We start from the raw sequence: 25,024 nt of genomic DNA on the forward strand, positions 1-25,024 counted from the left end.
AGATGTGTATAAGAGACAGCCGCCACCTGGGCCGCCTGGTCCACCACCGTGCCCGCCGCCGCCCATATTGCCACCACCGTGGCCGCCCCCGCCGGGACCACGGCCGCCGGGGCCGCGTCCACCGCCAGGGCCACGTCCGCGATAGGGACCGACGCCATAGCCCGGGCCCCAGCCGCCACCCCAGCCACCGCCCCAGCCGGTATCGTAGCCGCCATAATAGCCACCGCCGCCATAGCCGCCGTAACCGTCATAGCCATATCCGTCATATCCGACGCAGCCTGACAGCATGCCAAGCAGGCAGAGCGCACCGCCAATGCGGGCGAAGGTCTTTGCTGTCCGACGGATCATTTCGCGTCTCCTGTCAGGCCGGTGTCATGCAACTCCATGACGCCGAAGGCAGCGCCCGCCGGATCGGCGAGAACGGCGATCATGCTGTTCTGGTGATCGAGATGCGGCTCGACCAGAACGCGGCCGCCAAGCTGCACGGCTTTTTCGGCTGCACTGCCCACACTGTCCACCTGCACGAAGCTGAGCCAGCGGGCCCGCGCGTTCGGCGGCAGACGCGGCGGGAGTGGATTGACCGTCGCACGGGCCACGGACTGCGATTCAAGAATATAACGCTGGTTGGTGTCAGGCGCCGGAGCGGCCTCGACCTGATAGCCGAAGAGCTTCTGGTAGAACCCCGCGCTGGCAGACGGCGTGGAAGTCAGGAGCGCGTTCCAGATCCAGTCTCCCTGCGCCGTAGGATCCGTATCGTTCGGATCGCCATGCGGGGCCTGCAGGGTCGCAAAGAGGGCTCCCTGCGGATCGGCGATGATGGCCTGCTCGCCCCGGCCCTGGATCATGGTCGGGCGAAACAGCACCTTGGCGCCCCACTGGCGCGACGACTTTGCCAGTGCGGGGACGTCCGCCGCTGAAATGAAAGGCAGCCAGAGCGGATGGGGCGGGTTGTCGGTGTCGGGCAGGGGGCGCTCGACCAGACCGGCCACGACATGCCCGTTTACGAGGGCTTCGGCATAATGCCCGCGTGAGACGGGGCGGTCCTGAAAGGTCCAGCCCAGAAGGCCGCCATAAAATGCCTTGGCCTTGGCAAGATCGGGAGTCGTGAGCTGGGCATAGACGATCTTGCCCGGCAGGACCTTGGCCTCGCTGGCGGGAGCCGGGGCCGTCGTCTGCGCATGGGCGCCGGAAAGCGGGGCTGTCAGGCCGAGACCAATGGAAAGAGCCGCTGACAGCGTGACGGCAGCCGTACCTGCTCGGGAAGGACGGGGAAAGGGCGGCAAGGCGGCACTCCTTCTGTTCTGGCCCGCACGCAGTGCCTGCTGGCACCCGGCGGGGCGGAGAGGGGACATCCTGTGGTTCCCCGGAATAGGGGCATGACGTTTCATGTCCCATTCCGTTCCCGGAATGCAGCAAAAATGAGGCAGGCCCCTGTCGGGGAAACTCAGATCAGGGCCAGCTCGGCCAGTTCGCGCCGCAGCTGGGGCGGAAGATCCGCAATTCCGTCCTGCGTCAGGCTGTTGCCCAGATCCGGCGGGGCATCTTTGGGATCGAGGTAGCGCCAGCCCTGAAAGGGGCGCATGGGGCGTGGCTGGACCGGGATGATGTCATCGGACACAACGATCAGCGTGCCCGTGCTGCCATCCGCGCGCTGGCAGGATTCCAGCCCGATGATCGGCTGCCGGCACAGGATCATGCCGTCCATCACGCGGTACAGCGAGCCACCGTCCAGCACCTCTTCGGCCCGTTTGGGCATGGTGCGGGTCTGGACGGTGGCGTGGCCGTTGACGCGGTAGTGGTTCAGTCGCTCGCGCAGGACTTCAAGGCTCGGGCAGCCGACGGCCAGCTTGATGATGTTCAGCATGTGTGTCGGGTGCCCTCCTTGAGTTCTTAGTGCGTGCCCAGAGCGTTCTGGGACTGCGAGACGAAATCGTTGATGAAGCGCGTCTTGTCGATGGACTGTACGATCTTCACCTTCCGCAGGTTAACACCCTTTGGAGCCGTGGAATCCGGCCAGATATGGGCGTGGCCGTAATCCATGCCGTGCTCGATATTGATATCCATGACGGCCGTGACGGACTTCGTGACCAGTGTGGGATCAACGGCGATGGCGGAGGTCAGTTCATCCCACAGCGGCAGGGGCGCCTGATACTTTTTCAGATAGTCCGTGACGGCGTTGTGCTTTTCGTCGATGCGGCCGGCGAGTTCGGGCGTCATCATGATGTCGTTCGAGACGTTGCCGACGCAGGTGATGGAGGCCCAGGGCGCGGTCAGGGTGATGCGCGCGGCTTCGGGGTCCATGATCATATTGAAGTCGGATGCGAAATCGGCATTGCCGGTGACGGACATCATGCTGGCATCGAGCAGACCGCCCATGAAAACAAGCTGTCTGGCGGTTGCGGCAAAGGTCGGGTCGATGCGGATGGCGAGGGCGAGGTTCGTCAGCGGACCGGCAGCGATAACCGTAACCTGATGCGGATGGGCATGGACCTCGCGGATCAGGAACATGGCGGCCGGGAGCGGATCAGCAGCGATATGCGGTGCGCCTTCAGGCAGTTTGCCAACGGGGGGCTGCGTAGCCGGGACGTGATCGATGGAGCCGAGACCGCCCCAGGCGCCCTTCCATGGAATGATGCCGAACTGCTGTTCGCGCAGCTTCGTCTCGGCCACCGTGTTGACCAGCGGCGTGGTGGCACCGTCAGCCACGGGGATCTGCGTCTGGCGGGCGATTTCCAGAAAGCGGAGGGCATGCGCCGTGCCCGCGTTTTCCCAGTCATCGCCGACGACGGAGGTCAGGCCGAGCAGCGTCACGCCGGGACGGTTGAGCAGCGGGATGATGGACTGAATGTTGGAGCCGCCCGGGCCTAGGAAGTCGTTGTCGAGCACGACATAGTTCGGAGCGGGGCTTGAGGCAGGAGCAGCGTTCGCAGCGGCGAACGGGGCCAGCACGGTGCAGGCGGCCAGAAGGGCAGAGAGAATGGGTCGGCGCATGGTCTCTTCCAGATGGATTAAGACCGGATCATGCCTTCAAGTGACAAGACGCGCCAGTATTGCTTCAAGCCGGAGCCGTCCTTCGCTCGTAGCGCGCAGGATGCCGTTGGCCTGTTCAAGGTAGTTTTCCTCAATGCAGGCTTCGAGCAGGGCCGGATTCACGCACTCCATGAGCGTGCGACCGGTACGGGCGGCGAAGCGGGCTTCGTTGATCCCTTCGGACAGGCGCAGGCCCATCAGCAGGGCTTCGCGGCCTTTTTCTTCCGGGGAGAGGAGCGTTTCTTCCGTGCTGCCGGAGCCTGTCTTTTCGACGCGTTCAGCCCAAGGCTCGGGGGCGCGATGGCGGCGGGTGGCGTACAGCTCTCCATCCAGCGTGAGGCGCCCGTGAGCGCCGGGGCCGATGCCGATATAATCCGCATAGCGCCAGTAGGTCAGGTTATGCCGGCTTTCCGCGCCGGGGCGGGCATAGTTCGAAACTTCATAGGGCAGCAGGCCGTGACGGGCGGCAATTTCGCCGGTCAGGTCATACAAACGGGCGGCCGTGTCTTCGTCGGGCAGAGTGAGTTCGCCGCGCCGGTGCATGGCTTCAAACTTCGTGCCGGGCTCGATGGTGAGCTGATACAGCGACAGGTGATCGGCCACGAGGTCGAGCGCGGTGGTCAGTTCGTCCGTCCAGTCGGCGTCGCTCTGGCCGGGGCGGGCATAGATCAGGTCGAAGGAAATGCGCGGGAAGAGCGTGCGGGCGGTTTCAAGCGCGCGGATGGCCTGCGTGGCGGAATGTTCGCGGCCGAGCTTGTGCAGCGCATCGTCGCGCAGACTCTGCACGCCGAGCGAGACACGGTTGACGCCCGCCTGACGGAAGGCCGCGAATTTTCCGGCCTCCACGCTGGTCGGGTTGGCTTCGAGCGTGATTTCCAGATCATCTTCCGCATCGAACAGGCGATGTGCGTCTTCGATCAGGGCGGCAACGGTTTCGGGGGCCATAAGCGAGGGCGTACCCCCACCGAAGAAGATCGAGCGCAGGGGGCGTTTGACGCCGTTGCGGGTCAGGCGGGCGGCATCATGTTCCAGTTCGCGGCGCAGGGCTGCGGCGAAGCGCTGCTGCGGGATCACCTCCCGGACATGGGAGTTGAAATCGCAGTATGGGCACTTCGCCAGACAGAACGGCCAGTGGATGTAGAGGGAAAGCGGCCCGGGTGGTGGTGCGGTTGTCAAATGGCGATCCGGACACCGAACTCCACAACGCGGTCAGGCGGGATGCGCAGGAACTCGGTCGTGGAGGCGGCATTACGCAGGAGGAGAAGGAAGATCCACATCCGCCAGAGCTGCATCTTCGGAACACGCGAGCGCACGACAAGCTCATGCGATGTGAAATAGGATGCCTGGATGGCGTCGAACGCCACGCCCAGCGCATTCAGTTCCAGCAGGGCACGGGGAAGATTGGGCATTTCCATGAAGCCGTAGCGGACGATGACGCGATGGATGTTGGGCGCCAGTTCCTGAACGATGGCGCGGTGGCCGCGCTCGGCTTCGGGCTTGTCGAGGTTTTCGACCGTTACGAACAGGATGTGGTCGTGCAGGACCTTGTTGTGTTTGAGGTTATGCAGCAGCGAGTTCGGCACGATGTCCGGGTTGGCGGTCAGGAACACGGCCAGACCGGGAACGCGGATCGTGCGGGACTGCGGCAGTCGGGCGAGGAAGGAGCCCATCGGCATGGAATCCGCCTGCTGACGGGCGGCGATGAGGCTGCGTCCGCGCTTCCAGGTGGTCATGATGATGGTGCTGATGATGCCGATTGCCAGCGGGACCCAGCCGCCATCGGGGATCTTGAGCACGTTCGCCGAGAAGAAAATGCTGTCCACGATGAAGAAGAAGCCGAAGACAATCCCGACCGTTGCGGACTTCCATTTGAAGACGCGGCGGAACACAACCATCGCCAGCACGCAGGTGCACAGGAACGTCCCCGTCACGGCAATACCGTAAGCTGCGGCGAGGGCCGAGGAGGAGCGGAAGGCCAGGACCAGCACCAGCGCGCCGAAAGCGAGGATCCAGTTGAGGGAAGGCAGGTAGATCTGCGCTTCCTCCGACGCATTGGTGTGCATGATGCGGGTGCGGGGCAGGTAGCCGAGCTGGATGAGCTGGCGGCACAGCGAGAAACTGCCCGAAATACCGGCCTGCGATGCAATGACGGTCGCAAACGTCGCCAGGATCAGCATCGGGATCTGCGCCCAGTGCGGCACCAGCAGGTAGAACGGGTTGGACAGGGCGTGCGGATCGCGGATCAGCAGGGCGGCCTGTCCGAAATAGTTGAGCGTCAGGGACGGCAGGACGAAAAACAGCCACGCCTTGCGGATCGGCGCGCGGCCGAAATGACCCATATCGGCGTAAAGCGCTTCCGCACCGGTGACGGACAGGACGACCGAACCCAAGGCGATGAACGACAGGTAGCCGTGCATGATGATGAATTCGAGCGCGAAAGTCGGGGACAGGGCGAGCAGGATATGCGGGTAAAGGAAAATGCCCTTGATGCCGAGAATGGCGAGCACGCTGAACCAGCAGACCATGATCGGCCCGAATGCCTTGCCGATCTTGCCAGTGCCCAGCACCTGCACCGAGAACAGGGCGACGAGCACGACCATCGCCAGCGGAATGATGATGTGGCTGGCCGAGGGAACAGAAGTCTCAATACCTTCCACGGCCGAAAGCACGGAAATGGCTGGGGTAATGATGCTGTCACCAAAGAACAGACAGGTGCCCGCAATGCCCACGAGGCCGAAGAGCCATCGGAAATGCTGTGACTTGCATACGCGCTGGGCCAGTGACATCAGCGCGATGATGCCGCCTTCGCCATCATGGTCCGCCCTCATGATGAGGATGACGTATTTGATGGTGACGATGAGCATCAGCGCCCAGAAGGTCAGGCTGGCGAGGCCCATGATTTCCCAGGGCTGGGCCGGCGCCTTCGGCGAACTGACGATGCTGACCGAAGATTGCAGGGCGTAGAGCGGGCTTGTGCCGATATCGCCATAGACCACACCCAGAACCGCCAGCAGCGCACCCATTCCTGCGGGACGGTGATGACTGGAGCCGTCCTCTTCGCCGCCGATTTCGTGGGTATGCCCTTCCGAGCGGGCCTGTTCGATCGTCTGGACGATTTCACCGGAGTCGTTGGGAATTCCTACGCCATGAGGAGGGTTGGAGGCGTGGTCACCGTCATGTTCAGGCATTGCTGGTTCCATTTACGGGCGTCAATAGAGTGCCGTTGTCTACTGTCGCAGCACCCTTCAAGCGCGGCTCCGCATCACGGCAACTGTCCCTCATGACAAGATTTCTGCGACGGACGCAAGCCGCGTGTCAGGATTGTGGCGCGGGACGGCTTCCGAAAATGGCGGTCCCGACCCGGACCAGCGTTGCATTTTCGGCAATGGCGGTTTCGAAATCCGCCGACATGCCCATCGACAGCACCGGTAGCCCGTGACGCTGGCTCATCTGGCGCAGGAGACGGAAATGCGGGGTGGGGTCATCACCTTCAGGGGGAATGCACATCAGCCCACGGATTTTCGGACCGAACCTTTCGAGCGAGGCTTCGATGAAAGCATCGGCCTCTTCGCGCGGAACGCCGGATTTCTGCGGTTCGTCGCCGGTGTTGATCTGCACGAGAAGCTCGGGAAGACGCCCGGCTTTCTGCGCACCCTTCTCGATGGAGTCGGACAGGGAGGGGCGGTCGAGGCTCTCGATCATGTCGGCGATCTGGCAGGCTTCGGCCGCCTTGTTGGTCTGAAGTCCGCCGATGATATGCAGCCGCAGGTCGGGCCAGCGCTTCCGGAGTTCGGGGAATTTCGAGGCAGCTTCCTGCACGCGGTTCTCGCCAAACAGGCGCTGGCCGGCGTTCAGGGCGGCTTCCACACTCTCGATCGGGTGGAACTTGCTGACGGCGACGAGCGATACATCGGCCTCTGCACGTCCGGCCTTTTCGCAGGCCAGGGCGATGCGATTACGGATGGCGGCGAGGTTTTGGGCAATCTGATCGAACATGCCCGGAGAAGACGCCATTGCGTCCGTGGCCGCAAGATGCGATTTCGGCAGGATGCGAGAGATCGATAGCCTGTCATGACCCAGACCCCTTCCAACACGTCGCCCCGCAATCCGGCCTCCAAAACCCGGAACGGCGGACCACGCCGCCCTCAGGGAGGCCGTACGCCGCAGCGCCGTCCCGCGCCCGATCCGACCCGGGATCTGGCCTTTGATATCGTCTGTGGCGTGGTCGAGCATCGCCGGATGCTGGAGACGACGCTGGACCGTGCGGGCGCGATGGACGCGCGCGACCGTGCGTCCGCACACCGTCTGGCGGCAACGACCCTGCGTCATCTCGGCAGCATGACCGAACTGCTCCAGCCGCTTCTGCGGCGCGAACCGCCCGAGCCCGTGCGCTGTGCGCTGCTCATGGGCGTGGCGCAGTTGCTGCATCTTGAAACACCGCCTCATGCGGCCGTGGGCACGATCGTGGACCTGCTTCGCCGACGTGGTCTGGCACCGTTCGCGGGGCTGGCCAACGCCGTCCTGCGGCGTGTCGCGCGTGAGGGGCAGGAGCTTCTGGACGGTCTGGACGAGGATCGGCTGGACGTGCCGCCCTGGCTGTGGAGCGCTTGGGGCAAGCGGGCCCGGGCGATTTCGCGTGGTTTGCACCGTGAGGCGCCGCTGGATCTGACGCTGCGTCCGGGTGCGGTTGCGCCCGAAGGGGGCGAAGTATTGCCGACCGGCTCTGTCCGCTACCCTGCCGGCACGCGGATCACAACGCTGGAAGGCTTCGAGGACGGTGCATTCTGGGCACAGGACGTGGCGGCGACGATGCCGGTGAAGCTCATGGGAGATGTGGCGGGTAAGACCGTCGTGGATCTCTGCGCAGCTCCCGGAGGCAAGACGGCGCAGCTTGCAACGGCGGGCGCGCATGTCGTGGCGGTCGAGCGTGAGGAAGCGCGGGCAAAGCGGCTTGAAGAAAACATCGCGCGCCTGAAGCTGACGGCGAAGACGGTTGTGGCTGATGCCGCAACATGGCGTCCGCAAACGCCGGTGGACATGGTTCTGCTTGACGCGCCGTGTTCCGCGACGGGGACGCTGCGTCGTCATCCGGATGTGCTGTGGATCAAGCGGCCGCGTGATGTGACGGCGCTGGCGGAAGGGCAGGATGCGCTGATCGACGCGGCAYACGAGATGCTCAAGCCGGGCGGCGTGCTGCTTTACGCCGTATGTTCGCTGCAGGACGAAGAAGGTCCGGAGCGGATCAAGGCCGCGATCGCGCGTGGTGGCTGGAAGTTCGATCCGTTTTCGGAAGAAGAACTGGCCAGCATGGCCGTCGCCCGGACGTGGGACGGAATGTTCCGCACCCATCCGGGCCTGTGGAGCGAACTCGGCGGCATGGACGGGTTCTTCGCCGCGCGACTGATCAAGGTCTGATTCCGCCCGGCACCGGGAACTCTGCGCTCCTGATGCCGGATGCTCCGCCTCAGGGAGCCGGGTTGGAGTGGACCTGATGGATGGCGTTGATCTTCTCTTCCAGCTCGGGAGTGATGGTCACGCTTTCTGCGCCAAGAATGGTGTGGAGCTGGTCGAGGGTCGTGGCACCAATGATGTTGGACGTCACGAAGGGCCGTGAGGTCACGAAGGCGATGGCAAGCTGAACGGGGTCAATCCCTTCTTCGCGGGCGAGGACGTGATAGGCCGTGACAGCCTCATCAACGCCGGGCTTCTGGTAGCGCTGGCCGCGATCGAACAATGTGGTACGGGCGCCTGCGGGACGGGCTCCGTTGAGATACTTTCCGGTCAGATAGCCCTGAGCCAGCGGCGAATAAGCCAGCAGCCCGACCTTCTCCTGAAGCGCCATTTCCGCCAGACCGATTTCGAACGTCCGGTTGATCAGGTTGTAGGCGTTCTGGATGGAGGCTACCCGGGGCAGACCGGTGCGGGAGGCTTCCAGAAACTTCGAGACACCCCAGGCGGTCTCGTTGGAGAGGCCGACATGGCGGATCTTGCCTTCGTTCACGAGGTCCCCGAGTACGCCCAGCGTCTCTTCAATGGGCACGGATGCTTCTTCCGGCAGGTCACGGAAGGTCGTGCCGCCTGCGCCGAACAGACCGATTTTCCGGTCCGGCCAGTGAAGCTGGTAGAGGTCGATGTAGTCGGTGCCAAGGCGGCGCAGGGAGCCTTCGAGGGCGTAGCGGATCTGCCGTGGGGTCAGGCGCGCTTCCTCGCCGTCAGGCCGGAACCACGGCATGGCGGTGCGTCCGACGACCTTGCTGGCGATGACGAGGCGGTCACGGCCACCACGGGCTTTCAGCCAGCTTCCGATGATGGTTTCCGTTGAGCCCTGTGTCTCGGCGCGGGGCGGGATGGAGTACAGCTCGGCGGTATCGATGAAGTTGATGCCGTGGTCCAGCGCCATGTCGAGCTGGGCGTGGCCTTCGGCTTCGGTGTTCTGCTGACCGAAGGTCATGGTGCCGAGGCAGATTTCGCTGACGGCAATGCCGGTGCGGCCAAGTTCACGCTGTTTCATGAGAAAGACCTGATCAGAAAATGGGGGAAGTCCCCAGCATGGAAGCACTGGCGCCATTGATCAAGGCGCTGGCTCTTCCATGCCGACACTACGGGGCCAGTGTGACGATGACGCGCAGGCCGCCGCTCGGACGGTTCTCAAGCCGGACATTGCCGCCCTGACCGTGCAGGATGGTGCGGGCGATCGAAAGGCCCAGACCGCTGCCACCGGTCTCGCGGTTGCGGCTGCTTTCGATGCGGACGAAAGGCTCGAACACACGGTCAAGCTCGCTTTCCGGCAGACCCGGACCATTATCCTCGATCAGGATCTTGACCACATTGTCCTTCTCGCCCGGATTGGTGGCGGGAATGAGCGTGACATGCGCGCTGCCCCCGTATTTCAGAGCGTTGAGGATCAGGTTGTTCAGCGCACGCTTCAGTGCCACCGAGCGGGCCTTGATCCGCACAGGAACATTGGGCGGCTCATAGAACAGATCGTCAGCCTTGTCCGGCACGCTTTCCGCAGCCTCGTCCATGATGGTCTGGAGCAGGGCGCGCAGGTCGAGCGAGACGATGGGTTCGGCGGAGGCACTGTCACGTCCAAAGGCCAGCGTGGCCGAGACCATGGATTCCATCTCGTCCAGATCAGCCAGAACCTTGTTGCGCAGTTCCTCGTCGTCAATGAATTCGGCGCGCAGTTTCAGGCGTGTGATGGGCGTGCGCAGATCATGGCCGATGGCCGTCAGCATGAGCGTACGATCCGTCACGAAACGGCGGATGCGCATGGCCATCGTGTTGAAGGCGATGGCGGCGCGGCGGATTTCGGACGGACCATTCTCGGGCAGCGCAGCCGTGTGGACATCCCGCCCCAGCGCTTCCGCGGCATTGGCCAGAGTCGTCACGGGTGCGATCAGACGCTGCGTGGCCCAGACGATCATCGCACTCCCGGCAATCGACATGACGAGGAAGGCGATCATGAAGGTCGGGGAACCGAACGGATTGGGCAGGGGGGTGACGAAACGCACCACGAGCCAGCAGTCCCGGTCCGGCAGGAGGATCGAGGTCGAATGCGTGCGCATTTTCTGCCCGATCAGGACCTTGCGCGGATAGAGCGAGGACGGCAGGAGCGCCCAGCGCATGAAGGGCGGCATGTCACGGCGCCGTATGGCGCCGGGAAAGCGGGGGTCGCCGTTCAGATGCTCGGCATCCGCGCGCTCACCATCGGCGTGGTCGGCGGGAAAATGAAACTCCGGTCCGCCACCCATTGGGCCCATCGGTCCGGGACCAGCACCGGGAAATCCCGGCCCCCCCATGTCGGGGCCAGAGTGTGGCCCGCCCGGATCCATCGGACCGGGAGGCAGAAATCCTTCATGGCCCTGCGGATCCTCATGCAGACGATGCAGGAAGGACGGCGACGTCATCGCCGGGAACGGGATTTCATGCCCCTCGATCAGCGGGTCCGGCTCCTTGAGTAGCAGGACGGTGACGTTGGAGGGGACGTGCAGGTCGTCGATCGCGTCGTGACGGTCGGCGGGTTTGGCTTCCGCGACCGTACGGTAGATGGAAAAGACCTGCACCTGTTCTTCGTGGACCTGGCTGCGTTCCTCCAGGTCAAAGCGGTCCAGCGCATGGATTCCGAGCCCTGCAGCTTCCACGACCGCAAGGCCCACGATCAGCAGAAGGCTGGTCCGGGCAACAAGAGACCGTGGCAGGATGTGCATCGGGTTCAGAGACGCTCCACTTCCGCTGCGAGCACGTAGCCACCGCCACGGACCGTCTTGATGACCTGTGCATTGCGCCCGTCATCCTCGAGCTTGCGGCGCAGGCGGCTGATGGCGACGTCAATGGCGCGGTCGAACGGTCCGGCCTGACGACCCCGTAGCAGTTCGAGCAGCATGTCGCGCGTCAGAACGCGGTTGGCACGTTCGAGCAGCGCCATCAGCAGATCGTACTCGCCGCCCGTGAGGGAAACTTCCGCCCCGTCCGGGTTCAGAAGACGGCGGCGCACGGGGTCGAGGCACCAGCCGGCGAAGTGGATCTTGCGGGTATCGGCGGCCTGACGCTTGTCTTCCACATCGACTGTCCGGCGTAGCACGGCGCGGATACGGGCCAGCAGTTCACGCGGATTGAACGGCTTGGCGACATAATCGTCCGCACCGAATTCAAGGCCAATGATCCGGTCCGTCTCATCGCTCATCGCCGTAAGCATGATGATGGGAACATTGTCCTGCGAGCGCAGCCAGCGTGCGACTTCAAGGCCGCTCTCGCCAGGCAGCATCAGGTCCAGCACCACCAGCTGGTAATGCCCGTTGGCCCAGGCCTTGCGGGCTTCACGGGCGTCACGGGCGGCCGTGACGCGGAAATGGTTGCGTTCAAGGAACTGGCTCAGCAGTTCGCGGATTTCGCGGTCATCATCCACGACCAGAAGATGGGGCAGGGTTTCCGTGCTCATGACCAGAGGCCTTTCGGGAATGCTGTGACCGCGTTCAGACTGCGTATGCCGCCCGACCGGAAAACGGTATTTCCGGCCGGGAGAGACAGTGGAGCGATGTTAGGCCAGCCACGGCGGAACAGGCAGGTTTTTCGCACGCAGGAACTCCGGATTGAACAGCTTGGACTGATATCGGGCGCCACCGTCGCACAGAATTGTAACAATCGTATGTCCGGGACCAAGTCTGCGTGCCGTCCGTATTGCCGCAGCAACATTGATTCCGGATGAACCGCCCACCGACAGACCTTCTTCGGAAGTCAGGGAAAAGATCTGCTCCAGCGCTTCGGCATCGGGGATGCGTTCGGCATCATCGGGATGAGAGCCTTCGAGATTGGCCGTCACACGGCCCTGTCCGATGCCCTCGGTGATGGAGCCGCCCGTGATGGTGAGGTCATTGGATTTGACCCAGCCATAAAGCGCGGACCCTTCCGGATCGGCGAGGACGATACGCGGGGCCATCTTCCCGGCAGCCTGCGCCTGATCGCGCAACCCGAGTGCGATGCCCGCCAGCGTTCCGCCGGTGCCGCAGGCGCAGGTGAAGGCATCGACCTTCCCGCCCGTCTGCTCCCAGATCTCACGCGCCGTGGTGGCACGATGGCCTTCGCGGTTGGCGGTGTTGTCAAACTGGTTGGCCCAGAACCCGCCGATCTCTTCAGCCAGACGGCGCGAGACGTGAACATAGTTGCCCGGATCGCGATACGGCTTGGCGGGAACAAGGCGGAGATCAGCGCCGATCATACGCAGGAAGTCCAGCTTCTCACGGCTCTGTGTTTCCGGCACGACGATCACGGCCTTGCAGCCGACGGCATGGGCGACCAGTGTGAGGCCGATTCCCGTATTGCCGGCCGTCCCCTCCACGACCGTACCGCCGGGCTTCAGCGCTCCGCTTTTCAGCGCGTCCTCGATGATCGCCAGGGCTGCACGATCCTTGACGGAGCCGCCGGGGTTCATGAATTCGGCCTTGCCGTAAATGTCGCAGCCCGTTTCTTCCGAAGCGCGTCTGAGACGGATCAGGGGGGTCCCCCCGATTGCGGCGGTCATGCCCGGAGAGATAGTCTGCCACCCCTTCGTGGGCGTCTGGGGGATGGTTTGGCGGTTCGGGGAGATGTCAGTCATAGTTCACTCCTGTGCTGGGTGAATTATAGAACGCGTTTTGGAAGGATGAGGAAGAGCATGAAGGTCCTGACGGCAAGACAGGCATGGGAAATGCTTGAAAAAGACCCTGAAAACGCTGCCGGCAATGCCGATGAAGGCACGCCGCGCCCCATTCTGGTAGATGTCCGGACACCGCCGGAATGGATGCATGTGGGCCTGCCGGACGCGGATGCGATGACCGCGCCGCTTCTGTGCATCACCTGGCAGCCGGACCGCCAGCAGGAATTCGTGGAAGCGCTGCTCGAAGCCGTCCCCGACCAGCAGACGCCGCTGCTGTTCCTCTGCCGGTCGGGTGTGCGCTCGCATCATGCCGCACTTCTGGCGGAAAACGCCGGTTATGCGGATGTCAGCAATATCGTGGACGGATTCGAGGACCAGCACGGCCCCGGCAAGGGCTGGCGCTCCAGCGGTCTGCCGTCCTCTTACATGCCGCTGTCGGGTTCCTGATCCGCGTCGTAATGGACTTCCAGCACGGCACACCACGGATAACGGCTGTCATAGCTGTGCCCTGAGCCATCGGCGATCATGCCGTTGGCGTCCGTGGGAACATGGGTGAGCGCCACGGCATCATCCACGTTGCCGCCGACAATGCTCAGCTCATGACCGAAGGGCTGGGCGTTCTGGTTGGTCGCGGACACGATGCCGCAATGCGCCGGAAAGCCGTAGCTCGTGGGCAGCATGGAGAAGGTGACGGTCTTGCTGCGTCCGCGCCCGACGCAGATCAGGTCGCCGATCTTCGGCGCATAGGTTCCCGGATCATGGGCTGTGACACCGCTGGACTGCCCGCTGGCAGCGGCGTTGATATAGGTCGAGTGATTGGGCGAATACGGGAAGCGGTCGTTGGCTCCGGCAACACGCATTACATAGGAAATGAAAGCTGCGGACCAGGCGTAATGGCCGTCATGCTCGATTTCAAAACGGGTGCCCTGGGAGTCCGTCTTGCCTGTCCAGCCGACTTCCGTCTCATACGGGTCCTGTCCGATCCACCAATATTCGCCAACGCGCTGCCACAGGCCGGGGAGGCGCTCGGGCTTCAGTGCGGCATCGGTGGGTTCTGGACGGTCTTCGGGGTCGTCGTCCGAGACGGGGGAGCCGAACATCCGCCATTCGCGCAGGGCGATGGCCGCGACGTCCTGCCGGTTGAACGGCTCGAAATTGCGGGTGGCAAAATCCGGGACGTGGCTGTCATAGCCAGCCGGACCAGTGGTTCCGTTCGCATACTGGGCGTTCGGCGTGCGGGCCGGGTACGGGCGGACACTCTGCTGGCTGGAACATGCAGCCAGTGCGAGCAGGGCGGCCGTAGCAGCTGCTCGCCTGAAAATATGCGAATCTGGCACTGTTATCCTCGTTGGGGGATCTGTTTCCCAGGCTGAATGAAGGGCCAAGACGACCGGGGCGTCAAGGACGGGCGCTCAGCGGGGCATGGCTGGTCGCATAGGCTGCCATGATTTCCGTACAGGCTTTCGCAAGCAGTGGCACGCCCGTGGGAAGGAACCAGATGCCGAGCAGAACTGTCGAAACCAGCGTGTTCACGATCATCCGCATCCGAGACATGGGCGCTGTTCTGAAGAGGAGCATGACCGTAACGATGCAGATGACCGGCAGGAGCAGGAGGTAGAAAAGCAGGCACCATCCGAAAAGCGGCTCGTTGGCGGGGCTGGACAGGGACATGCCAGCGCCGAGCCCGATACCCGGAAGAAAGACACTCGCGACCATTCCGGCAATGACGTTGGCCGTCAGGAAACCCCGTATGATGCGGAACCATAGTGGAAGGAGGGCCGCAGGTCGTTCCCCGGAGACCGGAACAGGAGCGGGCATTACGCAGTCCCGCTCCTGGCAGGAGGACACCCGTCAGAGGGCTTTCGTCTGCTCGGGAAAGAGGGACTGCAGACCAGCCTCCGAAGCCTCACAGCGGCCGCGTTCGGTGATGAGACCCGTCACGAGCCGCGCAGGCGTTACGTCGAAGGCGGGGTTTGCCGCCGGGCTGCCCTGCGGTGCGATCCGCACGCGGCCGGCTTCCCCGTTGCTGTCCAGTCCCGTCATGAACAGGACTTCGTCCGCGCTGCGCTCCTCGATCGGGATTTCCTTCACGCCATCGCGGACGCGCCAGTCGATCGTCGAGGACGGCAGCGCCACCCAGAACGGGACATTGTTGTCGTGGGCCGCGAGGGCCTTGAGATAGGTGCCGATCTTGTTGGCCACGTCCCCCTGAGCGGTCACACGGTCGGTGCCGACAATGACCATGTCCACACGACCGGCCTGCATGTAATGCCCGCCGGCATTGTCAGCGATCACGGTATGCGGCACGCCGTGGCTGCCGAGCTCCCAGGCGGTCAGAAGGCTGCCCTGGTTGCGCGGGCGCGTCTCGTCCACCCAGACATGCACCGGGATGCCTTCGTCATGTGCCATGTAGATGGGCGCGAGTGCCGTGCCCCAGTCCACGGTTGCGATCCAGCCGGCATTGCAGTGGGTCAGCAGGTTCACCTGTCCCTGATGGCCCTTGTGTTCCCAGATCTCGCGGATCAGCTCCAGCCCGTGACGGCCGATGGCCTCATTGACCTGCACGTCCTCATCACAGATCGCATCGGCCTCGACATAACCCGCCGCCACGCGCTCCGTCGGCGGCACGGCTTTGAGACGCGCAACCATCCGTTCGATGGCCCAGCGCAGGTTGATGGCCGTCGGGCGTGTGGCCACCAGAAAGGCCGCGGCCTTCTCCAGAGCCTCGTCCGACGCATCGTCCTGAAGCGCGAAGACCAGCCCATAGGCTGCAACCGCCCCAATCAGCGGCGCGCCACGCACCTGCATGCTGGTGATGGCGTCAGCGACGGCGCCCACATCCCGAAGCTCCAGGATCTCCACGTTCCAGGGAAAGCGGGTCTGATCGAAAATCCGGATGCTGCCCGCATCATCGGAAGGGCGCCAGAGACTGCGATAGGAAATGCCGTTGATTTTCAAGGGAACGCTCCTTGCGGACGGAAAAGGAGGGTGGGTCGCTGACCGGCCCGCAGGAACAGGGGCACGCGCGGCCCGCGACATGCTGGACCAGAGGTTCCTGCATGTGCGTGATCCGCCGCCCTAACTCAAGACCCTTCGCATGAAACTTTCACGCGAGAGAGATTCAGAGAACCCTGTCGAGAATGGCCCGGGCGCTGTCTTCCCAGGGAACAGGCCGGAATTCGGCCCGGACCTTCGCCGTCCATGCCGCCAGCCCCTCGGGATCCTCGATCGTCTTGCGGATCACCGTATAGGCCTCATCAAGGCTGTAGGGGCTGAAATATCGTCCGAGCGGCCCGCCTGCTTCGGGAATGGAGGTCGTGTTGGACACCACGCACGGGCGCCCCATGGAGAGGCTTTCCGTCACGGGCAGACCCCAGCCTTCGAAGAAGGACGGGAAAACGGTGAAGCTGCAATCGGCGTAAAGGCGGCGCAGGTCTTCGTCCGTCGGATTCCGGATGAACCGGATCTTGCCCTTCAGCCAGTCCGCGTTTTCGAGCTGCTGCATGAAATCGGAAACCAGCCAGCCTTCCCGTCCGGCAAAAACAAGGGTTGGCACCCGCTCCGCCGGCATCTCTTCCAGCATTCGTCTCCAGACCCGGAAGAGAAGGGCATGGTTCTTGCGGGCCTCAATGGTCGATACGAACAGCACATAAGGCTCACGCACCAGCGCTTCCGCACTCATACCCCCATCGGAAAGACCAAACCCGGTCCCCAGGGGAATGGGATGGACAGGAATATCCGTGCCGATGTCCTGTTCCGCAAGATACGCCCGTACGTCTTTTGCCGTGGCGTGGCTGATGGCGAAAAGCGTATCTGCGAGAGGCAGGATGTCCTGATGCCAGGCGCGGAAAGTCGTGATGATGCCGCGGTTGCACCATTCCGGACAGCGGATCGGGACCAGGTCGTACATGAGCAGCGCATAGGAGAGCCGCAGGTCGTCGCGCAGCCATCTGACGGTCTGGCTGTAACTGGCGTGGTGCCAGGGAGAGCCGAGGGTCAGGAAGACATCACCGGGACGGGCGACATCTGCGAGCTGTGTGCCTTCCGAAAAGGTCGGCAATTCAGGCCGGGCGCGGCGCGCTTCGAGGCGGGTCTGGAGAGCTTTCAGACCCAGCCGTGCGAATGTGCGGGGGAGCCCCGCGAGACCTTTCAGGATCCGGCTTTCCGTCCGCAGGAAGGCGGAGAGCGTGTCTTCCGGCGCAACCTGTTCGAGCGCCTGGACTGTCAGGGGCGGGGCATTGACCGAGGACGACCCGGGTTTGACGCTGCTGTTGGTGGCTTCGCGGAACACGGTTTCGACCATGGTCCAGTCGACGGTTCTGAAATCCCGGGCATCACTGGCACCAGAGCCACGGCGCACGAACTGGACATTGTGACCGGCGAGGTTGCGCAGGGCGGAACCGATTTCGAACACGACGCGCTGGATGCCGCTTGGCCGGCTGTGATGCAGCAGGTGATGCAGCAGATCGTCGATGTCGATCCACAGGGTCATGATGTCTGTCCGTTCATACGACCCATCAGATGGGCGGAATGGCAGGCGTCGAGGATTGCATCCGCGCTGCGTTCCCAGGGGACGGGCTGGAACTGCTCGCGGACCTCGTCCTGCCATTTTTTCAGGCCGGCCCTGTCCTCGATCGTCTCCCGGACGACACGATAGGCGTCGTCGAGGTCTTCGGGGTTGAAGTATCGCGTCAGTGGGCCGCCCGCTTCGGGAATGGAAGTCGTGTTCGACGCGATGCAGGGGCGTCCGTTGACGAGGCTCTCGGTCACGGGCAGTCCCCAGCCTTCATAAAGGGACGGGAAGATCGTGAACATGCAGCCATCGTACAGATGGGCCAGTTCCTCATCTGACGGGTCACGGAGAAGACGGATTTTCCCCCGCAGCCATTCGGTATTTTCAAGCTGCTGCATGAGGTCGGAGACGAGCCAGCCGACCCGGCCCGCAAAGACGAGGGTCGGGACCTGATCCCGCGGCAGCTCCGTCACGAGACGGCGCCAGATGCGGAATGCCAGCAGGTGGTTCTTGCGGGCCTCAAGGGTGGACACGAACAGCACATAGCTGCCTTTCGCGGGAAGGCCCTTGGGACGTTCGTTCCCGACCTTGCGGGGTGGCCCGAAGCCGCTGCCGATCGGGATGGTCTGTACGGGCGCCAGCAGTTTCAGGCGCTGTTTGCGGGCGTAATCCTCTACGGTCTCAGCCGTGGCGTGGCTGATGGCCAGAAGGCGACCGCACTGGGGAAGGGTTGTGTCGAGCCAGTGCCGGAAATCCCGGATCAGGGAAATCGCGCACCATTCCGGCCGGACGGCAGGAATGAGATCATAAAGCAGCAGGACAGGCTGGATGCCGTAGGCCTTGCGCATCCGGGCCAGACGTTCGCCGAAATCGGGTTCAGACCATGCCGCACCGAGGATCAGGAAGATATCACCGGGTTTTGGGACGTCGGCCGAAGTGGCTGCGGGTGCGGTTGGGGACAGGGGAGCCTGCACTGTGTTGCGCGACGGGGTGGCCCGCTGGAACTTCGCGCGGGCGTAACGGCGTAAGAGCTGCAGGGCTCTGAGCTGATTGACGGCGAGGTTCAGGAGCGGACGTGCCAGTTCCGGCGGCAGGCTCTCGATGCGCCGGATAACGGCATGACGCAGACGGCGCATCAGGGAGTGGGACGGCGCATGGGCAGCGCTGCGTTCCCCTGCCCGAGTGGGCGTTGTTTCGTCGGTATGGGTGGAAAAAAGCGTGTTCAGCGCGTCAAAGGAAACGGGAGAAAGGAGAGGGCCTGTCTCGGGGGGGGCACCTGTGTTCCGGCGGGTAAGAACGATACGGCCAATATCCGGTTTTGCGGCAGCCTGGTGGCGGATGACACTGAGTATTTCGAACACAAGACGCTGGATGCCGCTGGGGCGAGTGTTGTTTTCGAAATACCGGAAGATATCTTCGACATCGATCCAGATGGTGTACTCTTTGGTCATGTGTCCGAACTGGCTTCGCTATTGCCGACGAAATCGTCGGTCTTTCAAATATCGTTAACGCGATGTTATAGAAGAATCATCGTCTTGTGGGCAAGGGGTGGCCATAACGTCGCAGGCAGGTGAGTATTTTCCCTGAATATTCTGGGGATACATTTCATAAAACTTGCGACATATTTCCGACATATTTTATTTCATCTGGAAATACATTCGGGAACCCCGAGCGTTTTCTGAAGTATTCGGCTGCAAAGGCTCTGTAGGGCAAGGGGACGGGGCTGATTTTTCGCGGCCCCGTAACCATGACCCCGTGAGTTCCCGCGTTTTGTCCCTCGGGAACGTGGTCGTCCCCGAAGCAGGCTCGTTTTTTTTCTGACCGTTCCTTAAGACGGTTAGAAAAAGAAACGGATGTTTGCCAATGATTGCTGTCTCGTGAAAGCTGCCACAAAGATACGAACCGGTGCGTTCGTGCTCTATTTCGCACTTTCTGCCTTACTGCTCGTCAAAGGGTTTTCCCTGCGTCACCACCTGATTGGTATGGGGGCGGATGTGGAGTCCTTTGCCTGGATGCTTTACTGGTGGCCCTGGTCCATCGGACACGGCATCAATCCGTTTGTGACAGATCTGGCGTGGAATGGCCTGGGCTATAATCTGACCTGGGCAACCGCATTGCCGACGTTCGGGCTTCTTCTGGCGCCTCTGACATGGCTGGGTGGCCCGGTTCTGACAACCAATCTTGTGATCGTACTGGCTCCTGCCTGTGCGGCTTTCGCGGCATTCCTGTTGCTGCAGTCCGTGACCGGACGCTGGGGGCCGGCGTTTCTGGGGGGGCTGGTTTTCGGGTTTTCGCCGTATGAGATGGGGCAGTCGCTTGGTCATCTCAATCTGACGAGCATTGCGCTTGTTCCGCTCTGTCTGCTTGTGTGCAAAGCCTATCTCGACCAGACGATCACAAGACCCCGCTTTATTGCGGCGCTGTCGATGACGGCCTTGCTCCAGCTCGGCATCTCCACGGAGGTCCTGTTTACGTCTGCTGTGATGGGAGTTGTGACCTGGTGTGTGTTTGTGGCGACTGCGCCGGCTAAGGTACGACACATTTATTTTCTGCTGGCATGTGATGTTGTGCTTGCCGGGATTGTAACGGTTATTCTTGCATCGCCGTTTTTATTCTATCTGATCAAGGGTATGAAGGTCGTACCGGGGCAGTTGAATGATGCTGATTTCTATTCTGCGGACATTCTCAATTTTCTGGTTCCCACGCCGGTGACGTTTCCCGGTGGGGTACTGTTCAGTTCGATATCCGATCAGTTTACGGGGAATATCAGTGAGCAGGACGCTTATATCGGGTTGCCGTTTTTTCTTCTGGCCGTCTATTTTTCAACCATCGCCTTCCGGAGTTCGCTTCTGGCAAAACGGTGTGTGCTGGTATTCTGGATTTCCGTTCTTTTCTCGCTGGGCGGTGTCCTCCATGTGGGGAAGAACGTCGTTCATGTTCCCCTGCCATGGCATCTCGTGGACCATCTGCCGGTTGTGAGTTCGGTTCTTCCAGTCAGATTTGCGATGTTTACCAGTCTGGCTCTGGCTGTCCTGTGTGCGGTATTTCTCGCGCAACGCCAGTCACTCAGTCGCTATGGCGTTGTTCTGTGTGGGTTTCTGTTCCTGTTTCCCGCTCCGGCCGCGCAGGGCTGGGAAGCGACGACGTCCAGTCCGTTTTTCACCGAGGCCAGTATAAAGCGTCATTTCGGAAACGATCCCGTCCTGGTGGTACTGCCGTTCGGTTATCTGGATCATTCCATGGCGTGGCAGCTTCAGTCCGGTTACGCCTTCCGGCAGACGGGCGGATATCTTGGCTATACTCCGACCAGTGAACATAATGACGCTGTTCTTTCAGCCTTTCTGAATAACGCCATACCGCCACATTTTGATGAGCAACTGGGTTTTTACTGCGTCGCTCATCACGCGACCGCTATTGTTATCGGGCCCAGGACGAAGGACGTATTGAGGCAGGCGATCCTCGGAATACACTGGCCCGTGGAACGGGCTGGAGACATGATCATCGTGCGGGTTCCCCCGCGCGAGACGCTGCCGCTCTTTCACATCTCGGGAGACTATTGGCCCAGTTCCGCTGAAGTGAACTGGATGGGGCAGCAGATCGTGGTCGAGACGGGTGTTGTGCCAGGGCGGCTTGAAATTGGCCGGCCTTATACCGTTTCTTCGCCCGGAGTGTCGGTCTCTACAGGCAGTATTGTACGACATATTGATTTTCAGCCGGGAGCGAAGACGGTGATCGATCTTCCGGCCAACAGCAGGACGATCATCCGGGCAGATAAGGTGTTTGTCCCCGCAAAGGAGGGGATCAATATGGATCAGCGGGCCCTTTCTCTCCTGATTGGTCGGCGCTGATGCTACATGAGAGGGAGTTTTCGATGCTTTTACGGAGGATGGATATAAGAATTGAATTCTGTATTTCCATGATGATTTCTGCAGCATGGAAATCTGGCGCTGGATTTTGAATGAGGTGGGATGATTTCGTGGGGGGAATTACCGTTCGGCAGTGTGTAATTGTTCTTGAAGATGGCGTATCTGCTTCTTTGCCGGCAGAAAGCGCGCGTTCCAAGGCACTTGCTCCATGTGGAGACAGGCCGTTTCTGGCTTGGTTAATGCGGGAAATGCAGCGCTTCGGGGTCGAGGAATTTGTTGTTCTGGTATCTTCCTGCTCTGCTCAGCTTGAAGACGTGATCGAACAGATCCGTTCCTTTTTGCCAAAGCAGCCTGAAATTATTCTGAGTACCTGTCCTTTTTCTTCGGGAACGGGGGGCGCCCTTCTGAATTCAGAGCCCTTGCTGCAGGAGCGTTTTTTTTTCTGTCACGGAGAAGCGCTGTTTTCGGGTAATCTTTCGCGTTTTCTGCAACAGGCGCGAGAAGGCAACTCGGTCCTTGTCAGATCTGCCGACTGCCTGAGTCGTTACGGCAATGTTCGCCTGCAGCCTGATGGCGAATATGTGGAAGATTTATATTTTGAGCCTGCTCGGTCCAGTGCGGTGGGATTTGCCAGCAGCGGCATTTATATTTTTGATCATTCGGTTTTCGATCATCTGATTGAAAACTGTTCTCTGGAAAAAGATGTTCTTCCGGCTCTCGTGCGAAATCGTAACCTGAGAGCTGTGCCGCTTTCGGGGACGTTCTGGGATATCGGGAAGATGGCCGACGATGAGATCCAGGCTCTGGATGTGTCTGGGACCCTGCTTCGGCCGGCAGTGTTTCTCGATCGGGATGGTGTTATCAACCGCGATCATGGCTGGGTCGGAACACGTAAGCGGTTTGAATGGGAAAGCAATGTCCGCGAAACCATCGCCCGCATTGCGGATTGTGGATATCATATTTTTATCGTAACGAACCAGTCCGGGATTGCGCGCGGTTTTTATTCCGAGCGCGATCTTGAGCATCTCATGGACTGGGTGATCGACAGTATCCGGGAATACGGTGGAAATATTGATGACTGGAGATATTGTCCCATGCACCCTGAGGCGATTATTGAAAAATACCGCGGGGCGAGTATGGATCGCAAACCCGGACCAGGGATGCTTCTCGACTTGATGAAGCGGTGGGAATTATGTCCATCCAGCTGCCTCATGTTCGGGGATCAGCCTTCCGATATGGCTGCCGCTCGCGCAGCGGGTATGGAAGGCGTTACCGTGGGGCCTGCGTTGCTCGCAGAACTGATCGCTTCAAGGGAGGGTTTCTGACTCCCGGCGTCCCTTGAGGGTCAGGCCGTCGTCTTTCGCATGCAGTCTTCATAGACATCACGCAGGGTGTCTTCCCATGCGATCTGCCGTCTCCATCCCAAGGTCGAGGCGATGAGTGTCGCATCGCCTCGGGCAACCGGGATATCCGAGGGGCGTAACCTGTCAGGATCCGTGACGATCTCGGCATTGATGCCGCTGATGACCAGAAGATCGTCCAGAATGGAGCGAATGGAACGCGTCTCACCAGAGCACACATTCAAGATCGTGCCTGGTGTCAGAGGCTTCTTCGCTGTGAGGACATCAAGATAGGCGTCGCACACATCGCGCACATCGAGAAAGTCGCGCTGGGCGTCCAGATTGCCGACGCTGATTTCCGGTTTCTGAAGCCCTTTCGCGATGCGTGCGATCTGGGATGCAAAGGCCGGAACCACGAAATCGGGAGACTGGCCGGGACCGGTATGGTTGAACGGACGCATCCGGATAACCCGTAGGCCCTCTCTGGCCATTGCGCCCAGGGCCAGATCGGCAGCAGCCTTGGTCGCGGCATACGTATTGCCCGGGGCGAGGGGGGCATCCTCGCTTAGGGCCGTCCCGAGCTGGAACGTGGTGCCATAGGCTTCCGCCGTCGAGGCAAAGAGGAAAGTGCTGTGTGGAACATGGCGCAGCATGGCGCGTGCGACATTGAGCGTTCCGTGCAGATTGACGTCCCACGCGTGGTCCGGAGATTTCCGGGCTGCCCCAATGGTCGAAACGGCGGCGAGATGGATGCAGTGATCCGGTTTTTCGGCAGCGATGACCTTCTCAACAGCCTGCGCATCCCGGATATCCGGGATGCTAGCCATAATCTCGCTGCCGGGGAAACGTTTCCGCACTTGGTGTTGCAGGTGCTGTCCGACAAAACCCCTCAGCCCTGTTATGAGAAGGCGCATACGACCGTCCGCTTAAAGGCCGTTGCGTTTGCTGTGGCGGGCCAGATCAGCTTCCACCATCTCTGTAATCATCTCTTCCAGCGTGGTTTCCGGCTCCCAGGCAAGAGTTTTTTTCGCTTTACTGGCATCGCCCAGGAGTACTTCGACTTCTGCCGGACGCAGGAAGGCCGGGTTGGTGACAACGTGATCTTCGTAATTCAGGCCAACTGAAGAGAAGGCGATACGACACAGGTCACGGATACTTGTGGTGCGGCCTGTTGCGATGACGTAGTCGTCTGGAACTTCCTGCTGGAGCATCAGATACATGGCACGGACATAATCCCGCGCATGTCCCCAGTCACGGGTGGCATCCAGATTGCCCAGAGCCAGTTCTTTTGCCAAGCCGAGCTTGATGCGGGCGACGCCGTCCGTAACCTTGCGGGTTACGAATTCGATGCCCCGCAGCGGGCTTTCATGATTGAACAGGATGCCGGAGGAGGCATGCATCCCGAAGCTCTCGCGGTAATTTACGGTCATCCAGTGCGCGTAAAGCTTGGCGGCGGCATACGGAGAGCGCGGATAGAACGGCGTTTTTTCGTTCTGTACCGGCTCCTGGATCAGGCCATACATTTCAGAAGAGGACGCCTGATAGAAGCGGGCATCGCTTTTGACGATGCGGGCTGCTTCAAGCATGTTGACGGCCCCCATGCCGGTTACATTTCCGGTCAGCAGGGGCTGCTGCCAGGATGCGGCGACGAAGCTCTGAGCGGCAAGGTTGTAGATTTCGTCGGGCTTGACGGTTTCCACAATGCGAATGAGCGAGGACAGGTCGGTCATATTGCCGTCGAGCAACTCGACATCATCCAGAATGCCGAGCCAGCGGAGACGCTCGCCGATGACATCCGCGGAAGCTGAACGGCGCAGGAGGCCTACGACCCGGTAGCCTTTTCCAAGCAGAAGCTGACTGAGATAGGCGCCGTCCTGGCCAGTGATTCCTGTAATGAGAGCTGTAGGCATGTTTTTCCCAGTCCGGCTTGATGACAGTCTGTGCCCACAATACGGGCTCGTAGGGTTTCAGGGGTTAACCTTCCGTATCACAGTGGTCAATGTCTGAGCGGGTCCTGCCGGGACACTCGGGGACGGAAATAGGGACTGTCTTGTGCAACTCACGAAGAGGTGTCTGGGGAGACGGAAATATGCTCACACTATCGCAGGTAAGGGAGGCACCAGGACCCTCTCGACAGCTC

General features: G+C 61.5%; 22 protein-coding genes. 4 read left to right on the forward strand and 18 right to left on the reverse strand.

The genetic code is table 11. From position 1 onward, the window contains the following. From KP701_RS06770 to KP701_RS06800, 7 genes are all read right to left on the reverse strand, one after another. The coding region (locus KP701_RS06770) for a hypothetical protein (RefSeq protein WP_215746460.1) at positions 1-348 on the reverse strand (348 nt) is incomplete at its 3' end. Further along, positions 345-1,352 carry a VOC family protein gene (locus tag KP701_RS06775; RefSeq protein ID WP_215746461.1) on the reverse strand — a complete coding sequence of 336 codons (1,008 nt, stop codon included), beginning with the start codon at positions 1,350-1,352 and terminating at the stop codon, positions 345-347. The genes KP701_RS06775 and KP701_RS06770, both read right to left, overlap by 4 nt. Positions 1,353-1,444: 92 nt before the next feature. Beyond that, positions 1,445-1,864, reverse strand: a complete 420-nt coding sequence (locus tag KP701_RS06780; protein ID WP_215746462.1) for a DUF1489 family protein — start codon at positions 1,862-1,864, stop codon at positions 1,445-1,447. A gap of 26 nt (positions 1,865-1,890) precedes the next feature. Continuing rightward, on the reverse strand, positions 1,891-2,991 hold the full coding sequence (locus KP701_RS06785) for a nucleoside hydrolase (protein WP_215746463.1): 1,101 nt from the start codon (positions 2,989-2,991) through the stop codon (positions 1,891-1,893). Positions 2,992-3,027: 36 nt separating this feature from the next. Continuing rightward, on the reverse strand, positions 3,028-4,206 hold the full coding sequence (hemW, locus tag KP701_RS06790) for a radical SAM family heme chaperone HemW (RefSeq protein WP_215746464.1): 1,179 nt from the start codon (positions 4,204-4,206) through the stop codon (positions 3,028-3,030). Continuing rightward, entirely contained in the window at positions 4,203-6,230 is a 2,028-nt protein-coding gene (locus KP701_RS06795; protein ID WP_215746465.1) for a potassium transporter Kup, read from the reverse strand. The genes hemW and KP701_RS06795 overlap by 4 nt, the downstream gene beginning before the upstream one ends. Before the next feature lie 115 nt (positions 6,231-6,345). Beyond that, entirely contained in the window at positions 6,346-7,044 is a 699-nt protein-coding gene (locus KP701_RS06800; protein ID WP_215746466.1) for a YggS family pyridoxal phosphate-dependent enzyme, read from the reverse strand. A gap of 57 nt (positions 7,045-7,101) precedes the next feature. Between KP701_RS06800 and KP701_RS06805 the strand changes: the two genes are divergently transcribed. Further along, the gene (locus KP701_RS06805; RefSeq protein ID WP_215746467.1) at positions 7,102-8,445 is read left to right on the forward strand and encodes an RsmB/NOP family class I SAM-dependent RNA methyltransferase; all 1,344 of its coding nucleotides are present in this window, start codon (positions 7,102-7,104) and stop codon (positions 8,443-8,445) included. Positions 8,446-8,494: 49 nt separating this feature from the next. Here the strand turns inward: KP701_RS06805 and KP701_RS06810 are convergent, their stop codons facing one another. From KP701_RS06810 to KP701_RS06825, 4 genes are all read right to left on the reverse strand, one after another. Beyond that, positions 8,495-9,541, reverse strand: a complete 1,047-nt coding sequence (locus tag KP701_RS06810) for an aldo/keto reductase (protein WP_215746468.1) — start codon at positions 9,539-9,541, stop codon at positions 8,495-8,497. An 88-nt stretch (positions 9,542-9,629) separates the two neighbouring features. Further along, a complete protein-coding gene (locus tag KP701_RS06815; RefSeq protein ID WP_215746469.1) occupies positions 9,630-11,240 on the reverse strand; it encodes an ATP-binding protein in 1,611 nt (536 codons plus the stop codon). Between the two features lie 5 nt (positions 11,241-11,245). Next, positions 11,246-11,971, reverse strand: a complete 726-nt coding sequence (locus tag KP701_RS06820; RefSeq protein ID WP_041111923.1) for a response regulator — start codon at positions 11,969-11,971, stop codon at positions 11,246-11,248. Positions 11,972-12,070: 99 nt separating this feature from the next. Continuing rightward, on the reverse strand, positions 12,071-13,126 hold the full coding sequence (locus KP701_RS06825; protein WP_215746470.1) for a cysteine synthase A: 1,056 nt from the start codon (positions 13,124-13,126) through the stop codon (positions 12,071-12,073). Between the two features lie 57 nt (positions 13,127-13,183). Between KP701_RS06825 and KP701_RS06830 the strand changes: the two genes are divergently transcribed. Then, a complete protein-coding gene (locus KP701_RS06830) occupies positions 13,184-13,612 on the forward strand; it encodes a rhodanese-like domain-containing protein (RefSeq protein ID WP_215746471.1) in 429 nt (142 codons plus the stop codon). Here KP701_RS06830 and KP701_RS06835 read toward each other — a convergent pair. From KP701_RS06835 to KP701_RS06855, 5 genes are all read right to left on the reverse strand, one after another. Then, a complete protein-coding gene (locus tag KP701_RS06835) occupies positions 13,588-14,508 on the reverse strand; it encodes a DUF2272 domain-containing protein (RefSeq protein WP_052327647.1) in 921 nt (306 codons plus the stop codon). The genes KP701_RS06830 and KP701_RS06835 overlap by 25 nt on opposite strands. A 55-nt stretch (positions 14,509-14,563) precedes the next feature. Further along, a complete protein-coding gene (locus tag KP701_RS06840; protein WP_215746472.1) occupies positions 14,564-14,983 on the reverse strand; it encodes a hypothetical protein in 420 nt (139 codons plus the stop codon). Between the two features lie 33 nt (positions 14,984-15,016). Further along, on the reverse strand, positions 15,017-16,123 hold the full coding sequence (gene mtnA, locus KP701_RS06845) for an S-methyl-5-thioribose-1-phosphate isomerase (RefSeq protein ID WP_215746473.1): 1,107 nt from the start codon (positions 16,121-16,123) through the stop codon (positions 15,017-15,019). 163 nt (positions 16,124-16,286) lie between these two features. Further along, positions 16,287-17,657, reverse strand: coding sequence for a glycosyltransferase family 1 protein (locus KP701_RS06850; RefSeq protein WP_215746474.1), 1,371 nt, complete (start codon positions 17,655-17,657; stop codon positions 16,287-16,289). Continuing rightward, positions 17,654-19,129, reverse strand: a complete 1,476-nt coding sequence (locus tag KP701_RS06855) for a glycosyltransferase family 1 protein (protein ID WP_215746475.1) — start codon at positions 19,127-19,129, stop codon at positions 17,654-17,656. Before KP701_RS06855 ends, KP701_RS06850 begins: the two co-directional genes overlap by 4 nt. Before the next feature lie 402 nt (positions 19,130-19,531). Here KP701_RS06855 and KP701_RS06860 point away from each other — a divergent pair, with 402 nt between their 5' ends. Both KP701_RS06860 and KP701_RS06865 read left to right on the forward strand, forming a co-directional pair. Beyond that, positions 19,532-21,526 (forward strand): hypothetical protein, encoded by a 1,995-nt coding sequence (locus KP701_RS06860; RefSeq protein WP_215746476.1) that lies wholly within the window; start codon positions 19,532-19,534, stop codon positions 21,524-21,526. A 110-nt stretch (positions 21,527-21,636) separates the two neighbouring features. Next, a complete protein-coding gene (locus tag KP701_RS06865; RefSeq protein ID WP_215746477.1) occupies positions 21,637-22,869 on the forward strand; it encodes an HAD-IIIA family hydrolase in 1,233 nt (410 codons plus the stop codon). Positions 22,870-22,889: 20 nt separating this feature from the next. Here the strand turns inward: KP701_RS06865 and KP701_RS06870 are convergent, their stop codons facing one another. Together KP701_RS06870 and gmd are read right to left on the reverse strand one after the other, a co-directional pair. After that, positions 22,890-23,798, reverse strand: coding sequence for a GDP-mannose 4,6-dehydratase (locus KP701_RS06870; protein WP_215746478.1), 909 nt, complete (start codon positions 23,796-23,798; stop codon positions 22,890-22,892). A gap of 12 nt (positions 23,799-23,810) precedes the next feature. Next, positions 23,811-24,794 (reverse strand): GDP-mannose 4,6-dehydratase, encoded by a 984-nt coding sequence (gmd, locus tag KP701_RS06875; RefSeq protein WP_215746479.1) that lies wholly within the window; start codon positions 24,792-24,794, stop codon positions 23,811-23,813. Between the last annotated feature and the right edge of the window lie 230 nt (positions 24,795-25,024).

This window comes from Gluconobacter sp. P1C6_b, from assembly GCF_018811945.1.
Lineage (GTDB): Bacteria > Pseudomonadota > Alphaproteobacteria > Acetobacterales > Acetobacteraceae > Gluconobacter.